Source organism: Algibacter mikhailovii, assembly GCF_014651495.1.
GTDB classification, from domain to species: Bacteria; Bacteroidota; Bacteroidia; order Flavobacteriales; family Flavobacteriaceae; genus Algibacter_E; species Algibacter_E mikhailovii.
Genome location: NZ_BMWZ01000005.1, coordinates 1 through 18760, shown reverse-complemented (window position 1 = coordinate 18760; position 18760 = coordinate 1). Strand labels below are relative to the sequence as shown.

At 34.3% G+C, this 18760-nt stretch carries 19 protein-coding genes and 1 tRNA gene; 5 read left to right on the top strand and 15 right to left on the bottom strand.

All coding sequences use genetic code 11. The annotated features are described in order from the left end of the window. Window positions 1-51 precede the first annotated feature (51 nt). The 12 genes from IE051_RS11235 to IE051_RS11180 all read right to left on the bottom strand — a co-directional run bounded on the left by IE051_RS11235 (window position 52) and on the right by IE051_RS11180 (window position 11721). Window positions 52-816 (bottom strand): sulfite exporter TauE/SafE family protein, encoded by a 765-nt coding sequence (locus IE051_RS11235; RefSeq protein ID WP_189360895.1) that lies wholly within the window; start codon window positions 814-816, stop codon window positions 52-54. Between the two features lie 34 nt (window positions 817-850). Next, window positions 851-1237: a VOC family protein gene (locus tag IE051_RS11230; protein WP_189360894.1), complete on the bottom strand. Its 387-nt coding sequence runs from the start codon at window positions 1235-1237 to the stop codon at window positions 851-853. Further along, on the bottom strand, window positions 1234-1698 hold the full coding sequence (locus IE051_RS11225) for a DUF1801 domain-containing protein (protein ID WP_189360893.1): 465 nt from the start codon (window positions 1696-1698) through the stop codon (window positions 1234-1236). The genes IE051_RS11230 and IE051_RS11225 overlap by 4 nt, the downstream gene beginning before the upstream one ends. A gap of 30 nt (window positions 1699-1728) precedes the next feature. Continuing rightward, on the bottom strand, window positions 1729-2664 hold the full coding sequence (locus IE051_RS11220; protein WP_189360892.1) for a 2-hydroxyacid dehydrogenase: 936 nt from the start codon (window positions 2662-2664) through the stop codon (window positions 1729-1731). 124 nt (window positions 2665-2788) lie between these two features. Then, entirely contained in the window at window positions 2789-4162 is a 1374-nt protein-coding gene (mgtE, locus tag IE051_RS11215; protein WP_189360891.1) for a magnesium transporter, read from the bottom strand. A 21-nt stretch (window positions 4163-4183) separates the two neighbouring features. Then, a complete protein-coding gene (rsmA, locus tag IE051_RS11210; protein WP_189360890.1) occupies window positions 4184-4978 on the bottom strand; it encodes a 16S rRNA (adenine(1518)-N(6)/adenine(1519)-N(6))-dimethyltransferase RsmA in 795 nt (264 codons plus the stop codon). Between the two features lie 51 nt (window positions 4979-5029). Beyond that, the gene (locus tag IE051_RS11205; RefSeq protein WP_189360889.1) at window positions 5030-5353 is read right to left on the bottom strand and encodes a DUF4286 family protein; all 324 of its coding nucleotides are present in this window, start codon (window positions 5351-5353) and stop codon (window positions 5030-5032) included. Window positions 5354-5355: 2 nt separating this feature from the next. Beyond that, window positions 5356-5865: a GNAT family N-acetyltransferase gene (locus tag IE051_RS11200; RefSeq protein WP_189360888.1), complete on the bottom strand. Its 510-nt coding sequence runs from the start codon at window positions 5863-5865 to the stop codon at window positions 5356-5358. Window positions 5866-5869: 4 nt separating this feature from the next. After that, entirely contained in the window at window positions 5870-7645 is a 1776-nt protein-coding gene (locus tag IE051_RS11195; RefSeq protein ID WP_189360887.1) for a tetratricopeptide repeat protein, read from the bottom strand. A gap of 516 nt (window positions 7646-8161) precedes the next feature. Further along, the gene (gene serS / locus IE051_RS11190) at window positions 8162-9433 is read right to left on the bottom strand and encodes a serine--tRNA ligase (protein WP_189360886.1); all 1272 of its coding nucleotides are present in this window, start codon (window positions 9431-9433) and stop codon (window positions 8162-8164) included. 43 nt (window positions 9434-9476) lie between these two features. Further along, window positions 9477-10793, bottom strand: coding sequence for an HTTM domain-containing protein (locus IE051_RS11185; protein ID WP_189360885.1), 1317 nt, complete (start codon window positions 10791-10793; stop codon window positions 9477-9479). Continuing rightward, window positions 10783-11721 carry a bifunctional riboflavin kinase/FAD synthetase gene (locus IE051_RS11180; protein ID WP_189360884.1) on the bottom strand — a complete coding sequence of 313 codons (939 nt, stop codon included), beginning with the start codon at window positions 11719-11721 and terminating at the stop codon, window positions 10783-10785. The genes IE051_RS11185 and IE051_RS11180 overlap by 11 nt, the downstream gene beginning before the upstream one ends. Before the next feature lie 80 nt (window positions 11722-11801). On the opposite strand from IE051_RS11180, the gene IE051_RS11175 reads away from it, so the two are divergent. After that, a complete protein-coding gene (locus tag IE051_RS11175) occupies window positions 11802-14495 on the top strand; it encodes a zinc-dependent metalloprotease (protein WP_189360883.1) in 2694 nt (897 codons plus the stop codon). Between the two features lie 11 nt (window positions 14496-14506). On the opposite strand, the gene pth is transcribed toward IE051_RS11175, so the two are convergent. The 3 genes from pth to IE051_RS11160 all read right to left on the bottom strand — a co-directional run bounded on the left by pth (window position 14507) and on the right by IE051_RS11160 (window position 16818). Then, complete coding sequence (gene pth, locus IE051_RS11170) at window positions 14507-15073, bottom strand: aminoacyl-tRNA hydrolase (protein ID WP_189360882.1); 567 nt, start codon at window positions 15071-15073, stop codon at window positions 14507-14509. Between the two features lie 137 nt (window positions 15074-15210). Next, window positions 15211-15831: a 50S ribosomal protein L25/general stress protein Ctc gene (locus IE051_RS11165; protein WP_189360881.1), complete on the bottom strand. Its 621-nt coding sequence runs from the start codon at window positions 15829-15831 to the stop codon at window positions 15211-15213. Window positions 15832-15876: 45 nt separating this feature from the next. Beyond that, entirely contained in the window at window positions 15877-16818 is a 942-nt protein-coding gene (locus IE051_RS11160; RefSeq protein ID WP_189360880.1) for a ribose-phosphate pyrophosphokinase, read from the bottom strand. A gap of 144 nt (window positions 16819-16962) precedes the next feature. Between IE051_RS11160 and IE051_RS11155 the strand changes: the two genes are divergently transcribed. The 4 genes from IE051_RS11155 to IE051_RS11140 all read left to right on the top strand — a co-directional run. Next, a tRNA-Leu gene (locus IE051_RS11155) sits at window positions 16963-17044 on the top strand. A gap of 643 nt (window positions 17045-17687) precedes the next feature. Next, window positions 17688-17927: a ribbon-helix-helix domain-containing protein gene (locus tag IE051_RS11150; protein ID WP_189360879.1), complete on the top strand. Its 240-nt coding sequence runs from the start codon at window positions 17688-17690 to the stop codon at window positions 17925-17927. Then, a complete protein-coding gene (locus tag IE051_RS11145) occupies window positions 17920-18207 on the top strand; it encodes a type II toxin-antitoxin system RelE/ParE family toxin (protein WP_189360878.1) in 288 nt (95 codons plus the stop codon). The genes IE051_RS11150 and IE051_RS11145 overlap by 8 nt, the downstream gene beginning before the upstream one ends. Before the next feature lie 200 nt (window positions 18208-18407). Continuing rightward, window positions 18408-18760, top strand: a 353-nt coding sequence (locus IE051_RS11140) for a transposase (RefSeq protein WP_189360877.1), incomplete at its 3' end; no start/stop codon positions are given.

Below are 18760 nucleotides of genomic sequence, written 5' to 3'. Positions count from 1 at the left end.
TTAAATTTAATTTTGTTACCCCATAAATTTAATAAAATCAGGCCTATTTGTTTACCTAAATAACATAATTATTCCGCCAAGTGCCGTAACTAAAAGAATAAAACGTCTATAATTAATATTTGATATAAATCTCACTATATAAACGCCTAGAAAAAAACCAACAATAACAATAGGAATTAAAACGGAATTAAGGACTAGGCTTTCCTTGGTCACGGTCTTCCAAACGAATATGTGAAATGGTAATTTAAATACATTAATAATAAAAAATAGCCACGCTGCTGTTCCAATAAATTGATTTTTAGGAAAACGCATCGCCAGAAAATATATATTAGAAATTGGGCCTGCTAAATTTCCTATCATGGTTGTAAATCCGGTTAAGAATCCTGTTCCGCTAGAGAATAGTTTATTTGTTGGGATGCTTTTTGATTTTCTGTTTTCAATAAAAAACATAATAGACACCGATACAATTATAATCACTGCCATGAGCCGCTTAAATAACAGTTCAGAAATATCATTTCCTACCCAAACACCTACCAAAACACCAATAATCATCCATGGTATGAGTTTTTTTATATAGGCCCACTGCGCGTGCCTATTATAATAAATTACTGCGAAAACATCGGCACATATTAACTGAGGCAGCAATATGCCCGTAGACGCCTTTTCACCAAAAACAAAAGCCATTATAACAACAATTATGATGCCTATACCTTTAATACCAGATTTTGATAAGCCCAGTAAAAAAACGGCTATACCAATGGAGATCCATTGTAACGTTGTTAAATGATAAGATTGTAATACTTCTAAGTAAGTCAAGCGGAAATGATGCTTTTAATTTAAGATGCCAAATTTAAAGAAAAGCATCATCAATGGGCTCCCATAATTCAATTTTATTGCCGTCATTATCCAAAATCCAACCAAATTTTCCATAGTCATACTCCTCAATGTCGCCAATAATAGTAACCCCCTCTTTTTTTAATACGGCCAGTAGTTCGCTTAAATTTTCTACGCGATAATTAAACATGAACTCTTTTTTAGAAGGTTGATAATACCTAGTATCTTCTGGAAAAGGGCTCCATTGCGTTGAACAATCCTTACCATTTTTATCTTTCCACCAAAAAGTACAGCCGTAGTCATCTGTATTAAAGCCTAAATGTTTCTTATACCATGCTTTGGCTGCTTTAGGGTCTTTAGATTTAAAAAACAACCCTCCAATACCTGTGACGCGATTTTTCATTTCTTAGTGTTTTTTCTTGAACGCTCATAAATATCAATCCACTCCTGAGCATCTACCTTCGCTGTCAATTCACCTATTAATTCATAAGGAATATCATCCATTCTTTTAAACCTAATGCAGCTTTTACCCATATCTAACTTGTACTTACAACGCTCAGCATACGCCGTTACAAACCAATCCATGACTTCAGACTTTGCATAGAGTACCATACTATAGACGGCCACAAAATTTTTTTGGGACGCTAAATTCATAAAAGGTAATGGCAGTTTAGGATTACAATGATAACCGTCTGGATAAACCGAATGTGGTATAACATATCCCAACATCCCATAACTCATGGCTTCCTCGACACCTTTTGGAAGATTGTTTAAGATTTGCTGCCTTAGTTTTTTAATGGGTTCTTTTCGGTCTTCGGGTAACTCCTCCAGGTACTGCTTTGCTGTTGCTGCTTTTGATTGCATAGGTATATACTTTTTTGAAAGTATATAAAGTTAACAAAATTTTGCAGTTATCTTATCTACAATGGTTTGTGCTAATTTTTCTTTGCTTTCTATGGTCCAACCCGCAACATGAGGGGAGAGCAAAACAGCATCATTATCAATAAGGTACTGAAATGCTTCGGGTAGTTTTTCAGAAAACAGAGTTTCAAACGAGGCTTTTTCATATTCTAAAACATCAAGTCCTGCGCCCAATATTTTACCTGATTTTAAGGCTAATACCAAATCTTGGGTCACCACGCTCTTACCGCGTGCGGTATTTATTAGCCAAAAGCTTTTTTTAAACTGATTAATAAAGTCAGTTTGAATCATATTCAAAGTTAATGGTGTTTGTGGTGTATGTAAACTTACAACATCAACTTGATCTTGAAACTCGCGCAAGGCTACTTGTCGCGCATTCTCATCACCTACATTTGGTTTAATATCGTAACAAAGTACCTCAACATCAAAGCCTCTCAGCTTTTTTGCAAAGGCCTTTCCCATATTACCATATCCAATGAGTCCAACCGTTTTACCATCTAGCTCAATACCACGATTATCTTCTCTCAACCATTTTCCAGAGCTTACTTCTGCATCGGCTTTGTTAAGTTTATTAAATAAGGTGAGTAACATGCCTAGTGCATGCTCACCAACAGCATTTCTATTGCCCTCAGGGGCGGATATTAGGAAAACGCCTTTAGATTCGGCATACTCACAATCTATATTTTCTAGTCCTGCACCAACACGACCTATAAATTTCAAATTTGTGGCTGCATCTAAAAACTGTTTATCAATAGTAAAACGACTTCGTAAAACAATGCCGTCATATTGATCAATTTTAGCTTCAACTTCTGATTTAGAGGACGTATAATCTTCATGATTTACAAAGCCTAATGCATTTAATTGATGTATAAGGAGCTCGTGATTGCTGTCTAAGTGAAGGATTTTCATTTTGCTAATGTACTAAGTCGTTGAGTGCAATAAAAATGTTAAGATGGTGAATTTAATAAAACAGGCCTATTAGATTGACTGAAGAAATACCAAGTAAAGTCCAATCCTAAGATAAAGTCCAGAATTAAAATTGCAATATCATTTTTGCAATTAAAAAGTAAATAAAAATACCAAACACATCATTACTAGTAGTAATAAATGGTCCCGTGGCTACGGCTGCATCAATACCTCTTTTATCTAAAAAAATAGGAACAAATGTTCCAATTAATGCGGCCATTATAATTACAGTAATTAACGCAACACATATTGTCAAAGATTCTAAATATGAAGTTTCAAAAACAAAATGGCTAATTACTAAAACTATTGCGGCTATGGCCAACCCATTTACCAGTCCCAAAAAGAACTCTTTTAGTAATCGGCTTAATATTTTTCCATCCACGGTATTATTCGTTAGTCCTTGAACTACGATAGCAGAAGATTGCACTCCTACATTTCCTGCCGTTGCCTGAATTAAAGGAATAAACATTAACAAGGCAGGGAATTTTAACATGGCATCGCTAAACCCGTTTATAATACTCGCTGCTCCAATACCTCCAAACATTCCTATTAAAAGCCAAGGCAATCGTGCCTTTGTCAATTCCAAAATACTATCATCAGCCTCTACATCACTAGTAATACCTGCAGCTAATTGATAATCCTTTTCAGCTTCTTCTTTCATGACATCTACAATATCATCAATAGTAATTCTTCCTAAAAGGGTTTTATTATCATCAACAACAGGAATGGCTTCTAAATCATATTTTGCCATGATTTTTGCCACTTCTTCTACATTTTCATTAACATTTACATAGTCCACATTAACCTTTACTATATCTGCAATCTTTTTTTCATTCTTGGCAACAATCAAATCTTTTAACGATAGACGTCCAATAAGTTTTTCTTCTTTATTTACAACATAAACCGAATGTACTCGGGTTACTTCTTCTGCCTGGCCTCTAATACGGCGCATACAGCCAGCAACTGTCCAGGTTTCATATACCTTAACAAGCTCTTTTGCCATAAGGCCACCTGCACTATCTTCATCATAGGTAAGAAGCTCTGTGATTTCTGCCTTGTGTTCTTCATCTTCTATTTGCTCAATTACCGCTTGTTGACGTTCTTCTGGCAATTCTGCAATAATATCTGCCGCATCATCGGAGTCCAATTCTTCAACCTCCTCAGCAATTTCTTTAGTAGAAAGGCTTCTTAAAACTTTTTCTCTGATACCTTCATCCAATTCCTTCAAGATATCGGAAGTGGTTTCTGAATCTAATAACTTAATAACGTACACCGCTTGATCTAGGTTGAGTTCATCTAGAATTTCGGCTATATCGGCATAATGAAACTCAACTAAAAGCTTCTGTAATTCGGTGTCATTTCCTTGTTCAACAAGTAATTCTACTTTGTCAATAAGCTCATCAGTGAGTTGAAATTGTATATTTTCTTTTTCTTCTGACAAATGGAAAGCATTTAAAGGGTTTTAAGCATCTTCTTCAAGCAATAATGTGAGGTCAATAAATTCTTGAACATTTAATTGCTCTGGACGTTTGCCAAATATACTATTTGCTTTTAAATTATCGGATAAATTGAAGGTTTTTAAACTGTTTCTAAGTGTTTTTCTACGCTGTTGAAAGGCTGTTTTTACAGTTCTGAAAAACAATTTCTCATCGCAAGGGAGCGCATAGTTTTCTTTCCTAGTGAGTCTCAGCACACCAGAATCTACCTTTGGTGGGGGATTAAAAACATTAGGAGGTACTGTAAATAAGTACTCCGCATCATAAAATGCTTGGGTTAAAACGGATAGAATCCCATAGACCTTGCTGCCTTCTTTTGAACAAATTCGCTGTGCTACTTCCTTTTGAAACATTCCTGAAAACTCGGGAATTTGATGCCGCATTTCCAAAGTTTTAAATACAATTTGAGTCGAAATATTATATGGAAAATTTCCAATTATGGCAAAAGGTTCATGTTGAAAAACTTCATTTAAATCATATTTTAAAAAGTCCTTTTCTATAATTCTAGGGGCTAAGTTAAGATAATTGGATTGCAGGTATTCTACCGATTCTGAATCGATTTCAACCACGTAAGTTGTGGTCTCTTTTTTAAGTAAATACTTGGTAAGCACCCCCATTCCTGGGCCTATTTCTAAAACATTCTTATACCCTGTCAATGTTAGGGTATCTGCAATTTTTTGTGCAACAGATTCATCTTTTAAAAAGTGCTGTCCTAGGTGTTTTTTAGCTTTTACCTGATGCTGATCGTGCTTATTGGCCAAGAATCTTAAATTAAATTGTTATTAATAGTTCAATTTGAGTACAAATCTAAACTATTTAAAATTTACCGTGTATTCATCAATAATTTGAAGTTCTGTTCTAAAGGCTAGCATTTTATCTGCAAATTTTTTCAAGCCTTCATTTCTTAATTTATCAGCATCTTCTCTATAATAGGCATCTAGAGCTTCTCTAGAATAGGTTTTATACTGTATTGAATATGTACAACCGCCCATATCCTCTTCTACTAAGACCCGTGTTAAAGTAGCCTTCTCAAACTTACCCGTTCCTAATACTTGAGGAATATGTTCTTTAATCCATTTAAGCCATTCTTCATGAATAGATTCATCAATGTTTACCGTCACATTATATATATACATCTTTATAATTTTTTTGCAAATAACAGAAGTTCCTTATCATCTTCAAAGGGTTTTATCCGTTTTTCAAAAGTTAATCCTAATTTTTCTAAAAGCCCAATTGATTTTTTATTCTCGGGATTTGTAATGGCTACTAGTCTTTTTAAATTAAACGTATTTTTGGCCAGTTTCATAACAGCGCTGGCAGACTCATATCCAAATCCTTTACTTTCATAATTTGGCAAAAAGGCAAATCCTATATCCACATCAACCAAAGTATCTCTTTTTATGAGGCCACATGTACCAATAGCTTTATTGTTTTCTTCCTTTAATAGCACTTTATAAAACCCAAAACCATAGGATTTATAACTTTTAAAATGACCGCTTTTAATTTTTTGTTCGGCATCTTTAAGGGTTCTTATGTTTCTGTCCCCAATAAATTTAATCCAATGCGGTGTATTCACTAATTCCATAAAAAATGGCGCGTCATCAAGTGTGAATTTAGTTAAAATTAAACGTGATGTTTCCGCAATCATTTTTCTAATTTATGGCATCTCCACGCAAAGTTCTATAGCGTTTTCTGGCATCGACAAAAAAGATGCTGTCTGCATGATAGAAAATTATTTTTTCATATAACATTTTCGCCTGTTCAGGCTTATTGAGCTGTTTCTCATATATTTCAGCCAAATAAAAATAGGCATCGTCAACTAACACACCATCCCTAAAATTTGATATGATGGCTTCATAGTTAACTGCCGCTTTTTTGAACTCCAATTCAATTTCAAATAACTTGGCTTGCTTATATAGCGCTTGTGCGACTATGGGCTCTGTTTTATGTTCGTCTAATATCTTATCAAGTAACGTTATGGCTTCCTCATTTCTATTCTGAAATGATAATAAATCAGCTTTAGCATAAAGTTTTAAAGCTGTTTGTAGTGAATCTTCATATTTGTTATCTGATATTAATAATTTCAATGCTAGGGCATCATTGGCTATGAGCTGAGATGTTGAAGCTTTCAGAATTTTAAGTTGAGATTCTGCCCATTTAAAATCTCCTTTATAATAACTGGTTTTGGCCACTTTAAAACGTGCTTCTTGAGAAATCGTGCTGTTTTTAAGATTACGCTGAATTTGCGTATAGTAAATCAGTGCTTTATTAAACTGTTCCTTTAAAACTAGCACGTCGCCCAGCTTTAGTTTCACACGGGCCTTTTCTGTCCTACTAAGCGGTTGCTTTAAACTCTCTTCTAAAAAGGATATGGCCTCATTTGTTTCACCCAAATAAAAAGCCAAAAAATGCGCATAAGACAATTGTAATTCTAAGGTTTCTGCGTTGCGTCCAAAGGTATCTAGCAAGTTCAAATACGCTGCGTTATAGGTACTATAATTGCTTTTTGAACTGCTTTTAATTTCCAATTGCAATAAATCATAATGTGCCTTTAGTTGTATTTCATGGTCTTGAGCAGTATCAATAACATAGTTATAAATAGTTTTAGCAACGTCTGTATCATTTTCATTAGCCGCAATAGCAGCTAATTCTAGGATCCTATCTAAGCTCTTCTGCTCTCTTTTAAAAATAGCTTTTTCTTGTACAAAAGCCTTTTTAAAATCCTTTTGCTGAATAAAAAGCCAACTCAAAAACGAATTCCAAATAACATTTGGTTCTTTTTGTAGCCTACTTAACAAAATTTTTCTGAGCAAAATATTGTTCTCATTGTAGGCGTCTTCACTTATAAAATCGTTTATTGCTCGTTTCACATCATCTGACGCAAGGGGATTAATTAGAGCATAATTCATATAGCTATCGAACATTTTTTCAATATCTCCCTGCTCTCCATAAATTTGAGCCAACTGCACGTTAAAATTTAAATCTGGTTTTAGGCGCATGGCCTTTTCATAGGCCTCGGCAGCTTCATTTAAGAGCGAATGGTCTTGAAAACCTCTAGCCACAGTAAATACATTAGTGACTTTATCATCTATACTTGATAATGCCTTCTGATAATTAATTTCGGCATTTTCCAAATCGTTTTTAAGTTGATAATTATGTCCTAATTCCACATAAAAGGCAGGATACTGTACGCGGGCTATTAAAGCTTTAAGAAATTTTTCAGCTTCATCATACTGCTCTAATTGTTCATATGAATTGACTATTTGTTTAATGTAAGTCATGTTTGAAGGCGAATTAGCATAGAGCTTTTTGTACTCAATTAGTGCTTTTTCATAATCGCCCTTTTTAAAATAATTCTTGGCAATAATATCGCCTTGGGCCAATATTTTTGTAGAAACTAGTAAAAATAATATGAATAGAAATCGCATATGGTAAATATAACAAATGTAGTATGTTGTATTTCTAAATATTATTATAAAAAAGGCCCGAATAAAATTCGGGCACAAACCAACCAATAATAAATCTTTATTAACTACTGTTAATTAAACACTCGATTGGGGACAGTCTTTAAAATCTCGTAAAAAGACAAGAATGACTATGTCAAAAAAAATTCAGGTTGCATCAAGAATGGTACTTTTGAATAAAATCCCTATTTGCTTACAATCGCAGTATTATTATCTTCAGATTTGATTAATTCAAAATCTGAGGACAATACTTTACTAGCAACAAACACTAAAGCAATTATTAAAAGTAGACGTTTAAAATTCTTCATGGTTAGTAGGTTTAACAATTTACTCCTGCTAACTTCAATATTTTTTACCAAAAACACGAAGAAATCATCATAATTTCGTTAAACAGCGTCAAAAACATGCATTTCAACGATTATTTAAACCTAAAAACCTATATATGTAAGAATTAACTTTAGTTTTTATTTTAAAAACAGCTTAATCAATAATAGAAAAACCAGTATAAGATTGTAATACGTCCGGAATTACAATACCGGCCTCCGTTTGATAGTTTTCAAGTATCCCTGCAAGCACTCTTGGCAAGGCTAAAGAACTTCCATTAAGGGTATGCGCCAATTCATTTTTACCATCCTTATTTTTATAACGCAGCTTTAATCGATTGGCTTGAAAGGTTTCAAAGTTAGATATTGATGAAATTTCTAACCATCTATCTTGTGCGGTTGAAAACACCTCAAAATCATAGGTTAATGCAGAAGCAAAAGAGGTATCTCCGCCACATAAGCGTAAAATACGGTATGGCAGTTTTAGTTCTTTTAAGATGTCCTTTACGTGATCTACCATACCATCTAGAGCTTCATAAGATTTACTGGGATGTTCAACTCGTATAAGTTCAACCTTATCAAACTGATGTAACCTATTTAAACCTCTCACATGAGCGCCATAGCTCCCTGCCTCTCTTCTAAAGCAAGGTGTATATCCGGTAATACAAACAGGAAGTTCACTTTCTCCTAAAACCACATCTCTAAAGATATTGGTCCCTGGCACTTCAGCTGTTGGTATTAAATATAAATTATCTTCAGTAACATGATACATCTGGCCTTCCTTATCAGGCAACTGCCCCGTACCTATTCCTGAGGCTTCATTTACCAATAATGGCAACTGATATTCTGTATAACCCGCAGCGGTATTCTTATCTAAAAAATAAGCAATTAAAGCACGTTGTAATCGAGCACCCTTACCTTTATAAACGGGAAAACCGGCTCCAGTAATCTTATTACCTAATTCAAAATCTATAATATCATACTTCTTAGCCAACTCCCAATGTGGCAAGGCCTTACTATGTAATTTTGGCACATCACCAGCAGCGAATATTTCTTCATTGTCCAATTCAGAATTTCCTCTTGGAACGATCTCATTGGGTATATTGGGTATCTTATAGAGCAACTCCGTTAAAGCCTCGGTTTTGCTGTTCAACAATTCAGCAAGTTCTTTAGAACTGTCTTTTAAAAGACTTGTTTTTTCTTTTAAAGCATTTGCCTCCTCAACTGCCCCTGATTTATATAAATTACCAATTTCTTTTGACAATCTATTAGACTCAGCCAATGTGGTATCTAATTCAGCTTGAAGACGTCTTCTGTCCTCATCAAAAGTTATCACATCACCAATCATTTCAACCGCATTAATATTACGTTTTGCTAGGCGTTCAACAACTAATTCTTTGTTTTCTCTAATAAAGGCAACTTGCAACATGTCTTAAAATTTAAGGGACAAATTTAATGAATTACGCAGATAATCAATCTTGTTTTGATGGTAAAATCCATGGACTGTGTTTAAAAACATCCCATTCAACACTAGCTATATCAACATCAGGGTTTATAAACTGTTTGTAGGGTTTACCATTAACGCTTAACATGCTATGCACATAAACTGCCACATCTTGGCCATCCTTTTTAAACTTGTCTTTTAAACGTTTTGAAAACTGCCAAATTACGTCTGGTTTTGTACTGGCCGAACGTTTTTGTTTTGCACTTAAATAATGGTCTAAATCTATTTTGAAACGTTTCCCCGTTGCTTTGTTTTCAACCCAATAGGTTATAAATCCAGATTTAGTTCGCAACATCATACGCCATGATAACCTATGGGCCTCTTCGGTCCAAAGCACATCATCCTCAATGAAATGATGCCTTACCGGCAACCCAATTTGAATACAAAAATAGATGAGTAACACTATTATGATTGGTGTTCTCATTTTTGGAATAATGACCTCTCCCTTTGCATAAAATGGTTTCTTTTTAAGCCAACGTTTTTGAATTTGTTCTGCAGGAAAAAAGAATAAGGTAAATGCTAATGATAAGTAAGGGAAAATCCCAATTTGTAATACAAACGAATTAAACAGGTGAAAAAATATGGATGTAAAAAACGCATATTTCCTAGTAGGTTTAAACAATAATAAAGGAACAATTAACCCATCAAACAGAATACCCCCATAAGCCAAGAAGTAGTGGAACCATTTTTGCTGAAGCATCTCGCCTACTAAAAAATAATTTTGCTTCCCGCGCATCAAATTAGCAACAACAGTAGCATCTAACCAATCTGGATATAGTTTGGCAAGTGATGCATACGTATAGACTATAAAAAGCTGTAAAATAATTACATATTGACACCATTGCGGCATGGAATCCCTTTTTAGTTCGGGATGCCTTAACGCATCTACAGAAGCCTGTTTATGAGCAGGTAAAAACACCATTAACCCACTAAGGAGGATTAATAAGTAGTAATGATTATTATAAGATGATTTTTGCATTAAATAAGTAGCAGACCACATTAAAGCAAAACTAATCATGCTTAATCTGTATTTAAAACCAACCATGATTAATAAACCAAAAACCCCCATTATGGCATAGTAGTAATACATACCATTGCCCGGAAGGGGTTGCAAAAACTCAAAACCAATAAAATTAAATGTGAATTCTGGATCTACTAAGGTTCGCTTTACCCAGCCCGTAAATATGGCACCAACAGATTCTAAAAAACATAATAACCCAAAAATAATTCTAAATATAACTAATGACGAATTATCTATATGTTTAAATAAAATTCTATTGAGCATGATGCTTAGAAATATAATCTAATGCCGTTGCTCTATCTTTTGCTAATTGCTGTTTCAAAGCTTCAACCGATTCAAATTTTTGTTCATCACGAATACGATGCAACAGGTCAATTTGAATACTTTCTCCATAAATATCCTTTTGAAATTCAAAAAAATGAACTTCAACAGTTTGTGCCTGGCCGTTTACGGTAGGATTCATTCCTATGTTCATCATCCCATAGACCACAATATCTTCAATGGTTGAACAAACGATGTAAGACCCTTGTTTGGGTAGGATTTTATAGTCTTCATCAATATCTAAATTTGCTGTTGGAAAGTTAAGTTCCTTACCAAGACCTCTGCCTTTAGTTACCTTTCCAGACAACATAAAATTATAACCTAAATAGGCATTTGCCTTTTGTATATCCCCTTCATGCAATGCCACTCTTATTTTAGTGGAGCTTACAGCAACATCATTGATGTCTTGAGCCGAAATTTCTTCAACTTCAAAACCATAGGCTTCGCCATACTTTTTAAGATCATCTATATCGGCATTTCTATTCCTGCCAAAACGATGATCATAGCCAATAATGACCTTTTTAGCATTTATTTTATCTACCAAAATCTCTTTAACAAAATCTTCTGCTGAAAGTCTTGAAAACTCATGCGTAAACTTTTTAATCAATAATAAATCTAAGCCCAAATCATCTAAAATATCATGGCGCTCTTTGATGGTATTAATAAGTTTTATATTAGAATCCTTTTGTAAAACCATTCTGGGATGCGGAAAAAAAGTAAGAATTACAGATTTTAAACCCTCTTGTTTTCCCGTATTAATTAATCGGTTTATAATTTTTTGATGTCCAATATGAACCCCATCAAAAGTACCAATAGTTACCACTGTTGGCTTAGTAGACTTATAAGTTTCAATATCCTTTACCTTCCGCATGTCATGAGTAAAATAATTTAAAACAGTTAAAACATTTGATATTCTTATATTTGACCAATAAAATTGCCCAACATCTGTTTATGAAAACAAAACTACATTATGTTTTAACAACCGCAATATTTTTGTTTGTGTTTTCTGGGTTTGCCCAAAACAACTTTTTTGTAAAAATAGGCAATCAAAAGACAGCTCAAAAATCTAATAGCAATAAGCTGGTTTCAAGCAAGGCCAATCTTTACCAAATAAATCAAGAGGTCTTTTCTGAAGCCTTATCAAAGACTTTAATATCTCAAAATAATACGAAGACCAATACCATAATGAGTTTCCCGAATACGCAAGGTGAATTAATGCGCTATCGTATTGTTGAAGCTCCGGTTATGCACCCCGAATTACAAGCTAAATATCCTGAAATAAAATCATACATTGGCTATGGTATTGATAAAGCACAAGACCATATCCGTTTTAGTTTCTCGCCGTACCATGGTCTATCTGGGATGGTGTTAGGTGAAAAGGAAACAGTAGTCTATGAGCCTGTAAAAGGACACCCCAATGAGTTACTTGTTTCTAATAAATCTAATTTACTAGAAAACAATTTATTTCAATGCAATAGTATAGCTGGCAGTCTCAAACAAGCCCTAAAATCTAGTGGTATAAAGGATGCTGATGATAGTAAAAAACGAATTTACAAGATCGCTATTTCTGTAACAGGAGAATATGCACAAACCAATGGCGGAACCTTAGCCTCAGTAAATGCGGCATTAAATGCGACGCTAACCAATGTAAATGCCGTTTTTGAAAATGACCTAAACGTGTCTTTACAGCTCATTCCCACGAACGATAAAGTTATTTATTTAAACCCTAACACAGATCCGTATACTAGCTTAGGACGTTATAATAGTCAATTAGCAACAACGTTAGACACCGAGATATTAGAAGTCAATTATGATATTGGCCATTTATTAGCAGGTATTAATGATAGCTCTGGTAATGGTACTGGTGATGCTGGATGCATTGGCTGTGTGTGTAACAATGGTGGCTCTTATCCGTCTAGAAATCATAAAGGCTCAGCCTATTCTACAAGTTCAAACCCCAGCGGTATTAATTTTGATATTGATTTTGTAGCCCATGAAATAGGACATCAATTTGGAGCCTCGCATACCTGGACCCATGATGGCAACGATGGTAGAAATGTTCAAATGGAGCCCGGAGGAGGCTCAACCATTATGGGGTACGCGGGTATTACAGGTTCAACAAACCTACAACTGCATAGCGACACATATTTTCATGCCATATCCATTCAGCAAATAAGCACTTTTGTTAAAGGTACATCCTGTGCTACTATAATTGATACTGGAAATACGACACCAACAGTAAGCGCCGGTGATGATTTAATATTGCCCGTAAGTACAGCCTTTAAACTTGTTGGGGCAGGAAATGATGCTGACGGGGATTCGGTTACTTTTTGTTGGGAACAAATTAATGAGGATAATGCCGCGACCACCTACCCTAACCCCAATTCTTCAAACTCTAATTCGGTTTTATTCCGGTCCTTCCCAGCTGTTCTTGACAACACCAGGTATTTCCCTAAATTATCAGATTTAAAATACGGTGTCAATGCTACTCAATGGGAAAAAATACCTAATGTAAGCAGAACTGCAGATTTTAGGTTAACGGTAAGAGACAATAGACCTGGTGGCGCAAATAATACTCACGACGATATGCGAGTTACATTTGATGACGCCTACGGACCATTTGAAGTGACATCACAAAATAATGAAGCTATTTTATGGGCGAGTGGTCAGACAGAAACCATTACTTGGAACGTTAATAATACAAACAATTTATCAGGGGCATCTACAGTAAATATTCTGCTCTCTACCGATGGCGGAGCAACCTACACAACCACTTTGGCCACAAACATTGCTAATTCTGGGAGTTATAGTTTTACTGTTCCTAATATTGCTGCCCCTTATTGCAGGTTATTAATTGAACCAACAAATCATGTTTTTTATGCCATAAACACACATGACTTTGCTATTAATTATGAAATAAATACCACTTGTGTGCAATACCGTTCAGCTGATAACCTGGGTATAACCATAACAGATAATGGTAAAGGGTTTACAGAATCACATCGTATTACTATCAGTGAATCAAACATCATTACAGATGTTAATATTGGTATAAATGTATCACATTCATATATTGGTGATTTAGAGATTGCGTTGTTAAGCCCTTCCAACACACAGGTGCTATTGAAAAATCATAAAGATTGTAGTAATGAAATGAACATGGTATCTGTTTATGATGATGATGCATTACCGTATAATTGTTTGAACAGCTCAACTAATGTAGGATTTCGGTCTTCTAATGATTTATTAGCCCTAGTAAATGATGAAAATACGTCAGGCCATTGGACCATACAATTAGGTGACTTTGAACCTGGTGATGCTGGCACTTTAAATTCTTGGTTTGTTGAAATTTGTCAAACTAGCGAAATACCGCTTAGCACTGAACCCTCGCTAGAACCTGCTGCGTTTGCATTATTTCCTAACCCAAATACTGGGACATTCAACATTAAATTATACAACCCTGCAGAAAACGATATCTCTATAGATGTATATGATCTTAGAGGTCGTTTAGTTTACCGGAATGTATATCAAGGCATAACAGATTTTGATGAACGCATCATACTAAACCAGGTACAATCTGGCTTATACATTTTGAAAGCGTCATATGGCACTGGGCAGGTTACTCGGAAAATCATAGTGCAGTAGCCTGAACTAAGTTATTTTCCATTAAAGGAATTCATGGTATTATTTACGCCTGCCAATGCGAACGATTTGATAATTTCAGTAGATTTTTCTAAACGCTCCTTAAGTTTTAAATCCTCCTCTGAGGTCCATTCACCCAAAACATAATCCACTTGCCTTCCTTTACTAAAAGCATCACTAATACCAAACCTAAAACGGTTATACTTCGTAGTATTCAATTTATCTTGAATATCCTTTAAACCATTATGGCCGCCGTCACTTCCCTTAGTTTTTATACGTAGGCTTCCAAATGGCAAGTTTAAATCATCAGTAATCACTAATAAAGACTCCAAAGGAATCTTTTCTTTTGTTAACCAATACAAAACGGCTTTCCCACTTAAGTTCATGTAGGTATTCGGTTTTAAAAAAATAAAGGTTCTTCCTTTAAGTTTATAGGTGGCGATATCCCCTAATTTTTGAGTTTCAAAGGTTAGGCCTTCTTGTTTTGCAAAATGATCTAAAACCTTAAACCCAATATTATGGCGTGTATTTTCATATTTCTCACCAATATTGCCTAGACCTACTATTAAAAATTTCTTCATGGCATTTACGTCTTTTATGCGCGTGTTAATTCTAAAAAATGGTTTTAAGTATTGCCACACAAAAGTGTCTATTTGTAAAAATAAAAAAGCATCCTGAAATATGCAGGATGCTTTAAATATTTAATTGAGAATTAAGTCTATTCCGTTGCTTCAGCTGCTTCAGCAGCTTCTGCACCTTCTTCTAATTCATCTTCATCATCTTCTGCAACCGCAGTTCTAGATGTTCTTACTTGACATACTACAGTATTGTCTGAATGTAAGAATGTGTAATCGTCATTTAGAATATCAGCAACAGATACTTTATCACCAATTTTAAGTGGTGAAATATCGATTTGAATAAAATCAGGTAAGTTAGCAGGAAGCGCTTTGATACGTAATTTTCTGTTGTTTCTTCTTAAAACACCACCGTTTTTAACACCTCTTGAGTTACCAACAAGGTTTACAGGAATATTCAAAGCAATCTCTTTATCTTCAAATAATTGGTAGAAATCTATGTGTAAGATTCTATCAGTTACAGGGTGAAATTGAATGTCTTGAAGTACAGCATTTAAAGTTTCACCGCTATCTAAATTAATCACAACTGTATGCGCATTAGGCGTGTATACAAGTTTAGAGAAAGCTAATTCTGGTGCAGAGAAATGCACTGGCTTATCTCCTCCGTATAATACGCAAGGAACCTGACCAGCATTACGTAAGGCCTTAGTTGCCTTTTTGCCTACGCTTTCTCTTTGAGATCCGTTAATTGTAATTGATTTCATTTTTATTTATTTATATTTAAATTAATACACTTCTTTGATTGCGACTTACATCACAAATTTTGAACTAATAGATTGGTTATTATGTACTTTCTCCATCACCTGTGCAAATAAATTAGAACACGTTAACACCTTAACTTTATCACTTAAAGGTTTAACAGGTATTGAGTCTGTAACTATTAATTCTTCTAATTTTGAATTGTTTATATTATCATAAGCCTTACCCGAAAGAATAGGGTGCGTACAAATAGCTCTAACACTTAATGCACCGCGCTCCATCATTAAATCGGCAGCTTTAGTTAACGTTCCTGCGGTATCTACCATATCATCTACCAACACCACATTTTTGCCTTCAACATTACCAATAAGTTCCATATGAGAAATCACATTGGCCTTAGCGCGTTGTTTGTAACAAATGACTACATCACTTTGTAACGCTTTAGAATAGGCATAAGCACGTTTTGACCCCCCCATATCTGGTGAAGCTATAGTTAAATTTGGTAAATCCAAAGACCTCAAATAAGGCAGAAAAATTGTAGAAGCAAATAAATGATCTACAGGTTTTTCAAAAAAGCCTTGAATTTGATCAGCGTGCAAATCCATAGTAATAATACGTGTGGCACCTGCAGCCTCTAACATTTTTGCAACCAATTTTGCAGCAATAGGCACACGTGGCTTATCTTTTCTGTCTTGTCTAGCCCATCCAAAATACGGTAAGACAGCAGTAATATGTCTTGCCGAAGCCCGTTTTGCAGCATCAATCATCAACAACATTTCCATTAAATTCTCAGGACCAGGATTGGTAGAGCCAATAATAAAAATTCTAGTACCACGAATAGACTCCTCATAAGACGGTTGGAATTCACCATCACTATAAGTAGAGGTAATTACATTGCCTAATTCAGCACCAAAGGCTTTGGCTATTTTCTCACCAAGAATTTTACTTTGTGTACATGCAAAAATTTTAGCTTCTGTAATAACAATTGGCATAGGTAACTTGTTGTTTTAGAGCGCGAAAACACGCTTGATTTTTAACGAGGTGCAAATTTATGCATTTATTTCAACCTAAAAAGTATATTGCCCATTATTTTTATGAATTATCTCGAAAAAATATATATTTTTGCTTTCCGAAATGCTCAAGTGGCGGAATTGGTAGACGCGCTGGATTCAAAATCCAGTTCTTTCGGGAGTGTGGGTTCGATTCCCACCTTGAGTACTGAATTAAACCGTAATTATCTAGCTAACAGAAAATTACGGTTTTTTTACGTTTTGTTTTTCCGATTTTTTGCCGAAAATGTTTGCGTTTCTGCGATAACTTGTTCAAATTAAACAACATTAAAACAGCTTAAATACAATTAACACCAGCAACTTTATTTTCCAAAAAAACGTCATTTAGCTAAAATTAAGACCAAAAATCCAATAAAAGAGATTGCTAAATTGATATTCCAAACTGAAAAATGATAATAATTATTTCTTTTTTTATTTCTATGAAATAATACTATTTGCCCTTATACTTTCAAGATGCTTTTCTAAATTTTTATGCATTGGGAATAATGTTGAGTATAAAAACTCCAATCCAAAACCCTCCAAAATCTAAATCCCATTCAATTCCTTCTGAAATTCACCCTCATGTCAAAAAAAGCTCCTACGACTATTACCAATAATTAACTTTTTCTAAATATAGATACTGATTGTTCTTGCTGAATGCAAAAACACTAAATTATAATTTCAATTTGTAATATTATTCTTTAAATTTGAAAGTATATAATGTGGATATAGACAATTGTCTATATCCAATTGTTGGGAACAATTTGGAAATGATTCGTAATTGATGTATATTTACACCAAATAATTAAATTATGTCAAGACAAAGTATATCATTTACAGAACCTAACGACGAATGGCTTAAAGCCCAAGTCAATGGAAAAGAATATTCAAGCAAAAGCGAATTAGTAAACGATTTAATTAGACAAGCTAGAAAACAACAAGTCGAAATTGATTGGGTACGAACTAAATTGGAAAAAGCTGAAAATAGCGGATTTACAAGCGAATCAAAAAATGAAATTTTAGCCCAATCAAAAACTCTAATGAATGGCTAAATATCGCTTAAGTAATGAAGCTAAAAATGACTTAATCCGAATTCATCACTATGGAGTTAAAAAATTTGGAACTACTCAAGCGGATAAATATTTTGAATCATTCTTTGAATATTTTGAAATTATAACCCAAAGACCTTTTTCATTCGAGTCAGTTGATTATATAAAAAAGGACTACAGAAGATGTGTTTGCGGAATAGATAGTATTTACTACAAAATAAATAACGACGTCGTTGAAATAATGGCAATTGTCGGAAGACAAGATTTAAACCACATACTGTAACCTGAATAATTAAAACTGTTGCCAACAACATGTATAATTAATTGCTTGGGCAAGTGCTTATTTTGAAAATTCCTTCGGAATTTTCTTTCGTTCGTTTTTGTTTGCTAAATTAGTTGCTCAAACACGCAACTAACCATACACAACAACGTTGCCATTCATTGTGACCCGTCCTGAATAAAGGCTACATAATTTTAAACATTATGTACAAAAATGACAAAGTAATCAGACGGTATTCAGAACCTTTTAAACTGAAAATTTTAGACGAACTTAGCAGTGGTAATCACACAAAGAGCGAACTTTGTAAACTCTACTCTATTGCACCTACAACCGTTAATGAGTGGATTAAAAAGTATAATCGTAAAGACTTAATGAACACCAGAGTAAAAGTGGAAACAAAAGACGAAATATCTAGAATCAAAACCCTTCAAAAAGAAATTGAACAGCTTAAAAAACTACTTCTTAAAAAGGATCTTGATGCATTGGTATTAGATTCCTATCTAGAAGTAGCTGCCGAAGATCTTGGCTATAAATCTGTGGCGGAACTAAAAAAAAA

Bases quoted from the DNA above. Each gene is read 5' to 3' on its own strand.
- IE051_RS11230 (WP_189360894.1), bottom strand. From the start codon at position 1,237: ATGAAAAATCGCGTCACAGGTATTGGAGGGTTGTTTTTTAAATCTAAA.
- IE051_RS11225 (WP_189360893.1), bottom strand. From the start codon at position 1,698: ATGCAATCAAAAGCAGCAACAGCAAAGCAGTACCTGGAGGAGTTACCC.
- IE051_RS11220 (WP_189360892.1), bottom strand. From the start codon at position 2,664: ATGAAAATCCTTCACTTAGACAGCAATCACGAGCTCCTTATACATCAA.
- IE051_RS11205 (WP_189360889.1), bottom strand. From the start codon at position 5,353: ATGTATATATATAATGTGACGGTAAACATTGATGAATCTATTCATGAA.
- IE051_RS11200 (WP_189360888.1), bottom strand. From the start codon at position 5,865: ATGATTGCGGAAACATCACGTTTAATTTTAACTAAATTCACACTTGAT.
- IE051_RS11195 (WP_189360887.1), bottom strand. From the start codon at position 7,645: ATGCGATTTCTATTCATATTATTTTTACTAGTTTCTACAAAAATATTG.
- serS (WP_189360886.1), bottom strand. From the start codon at position 9,433: ATGTTGCAAGTTGCCTTTATTAGAGAAAACAAAGAATTAGTTGTTGAA.
- IE051_RS11185 (WP_189360885.1), bottom strand. From the start codon at position 10,793: ATGCTCAATAGAATTTTATTTAAACATATAGATAATTCGTCATTAGTT.
- IE051_RS11180 (WP_189360884.1), bottom strand. From the start codon at position 11,721: ATGCGGAAGGTAAAGGATATTGAAACTTATAAGTCTACTAAGCCAACA.
- IE051_RS11175 (WP_189360883.1), top strand. From the start codon at position 11,802: ATGAAAACAAAACTACATTATGTTTTAACAACCGCAATATTTTTGTTT.
- pth (WP_189360882.1), bottom strand. From the start codon at position 15,073: ATGAAGAAATTTTTAATAGTAGGTCTAGGCAATATTGGTGAGAAATAT.
- IE051_RS11165 (WP_189360881.1), bottom strand. From the start codon at position 15,831: ATGAAATCAATTACAATTAACGGATCTCAAAGAGAAAGCGTAGGCAAA.
- IE051_RS11160 (WP_189360880.1), bottom strand. From the start codon at position 16,818: ATGCCAATTGTTATTACAGAAGCTAAAATTTTTGCATGTACACAAAGT.
- IE051_RS11150 (WP_189360879.1), top strand. From the start codon at position 17,688: ATGTCAAGACAAAGTATATCATTTACAGAACCTAACGACGAATGGCTT.
- IE051_RS11145 (WP_189360878.1), top strand. From the start codon at position 17,920: ATGGCTAAATATCGCTTAAGTAATGAAGCTAAAAATGACTTAATCCGA.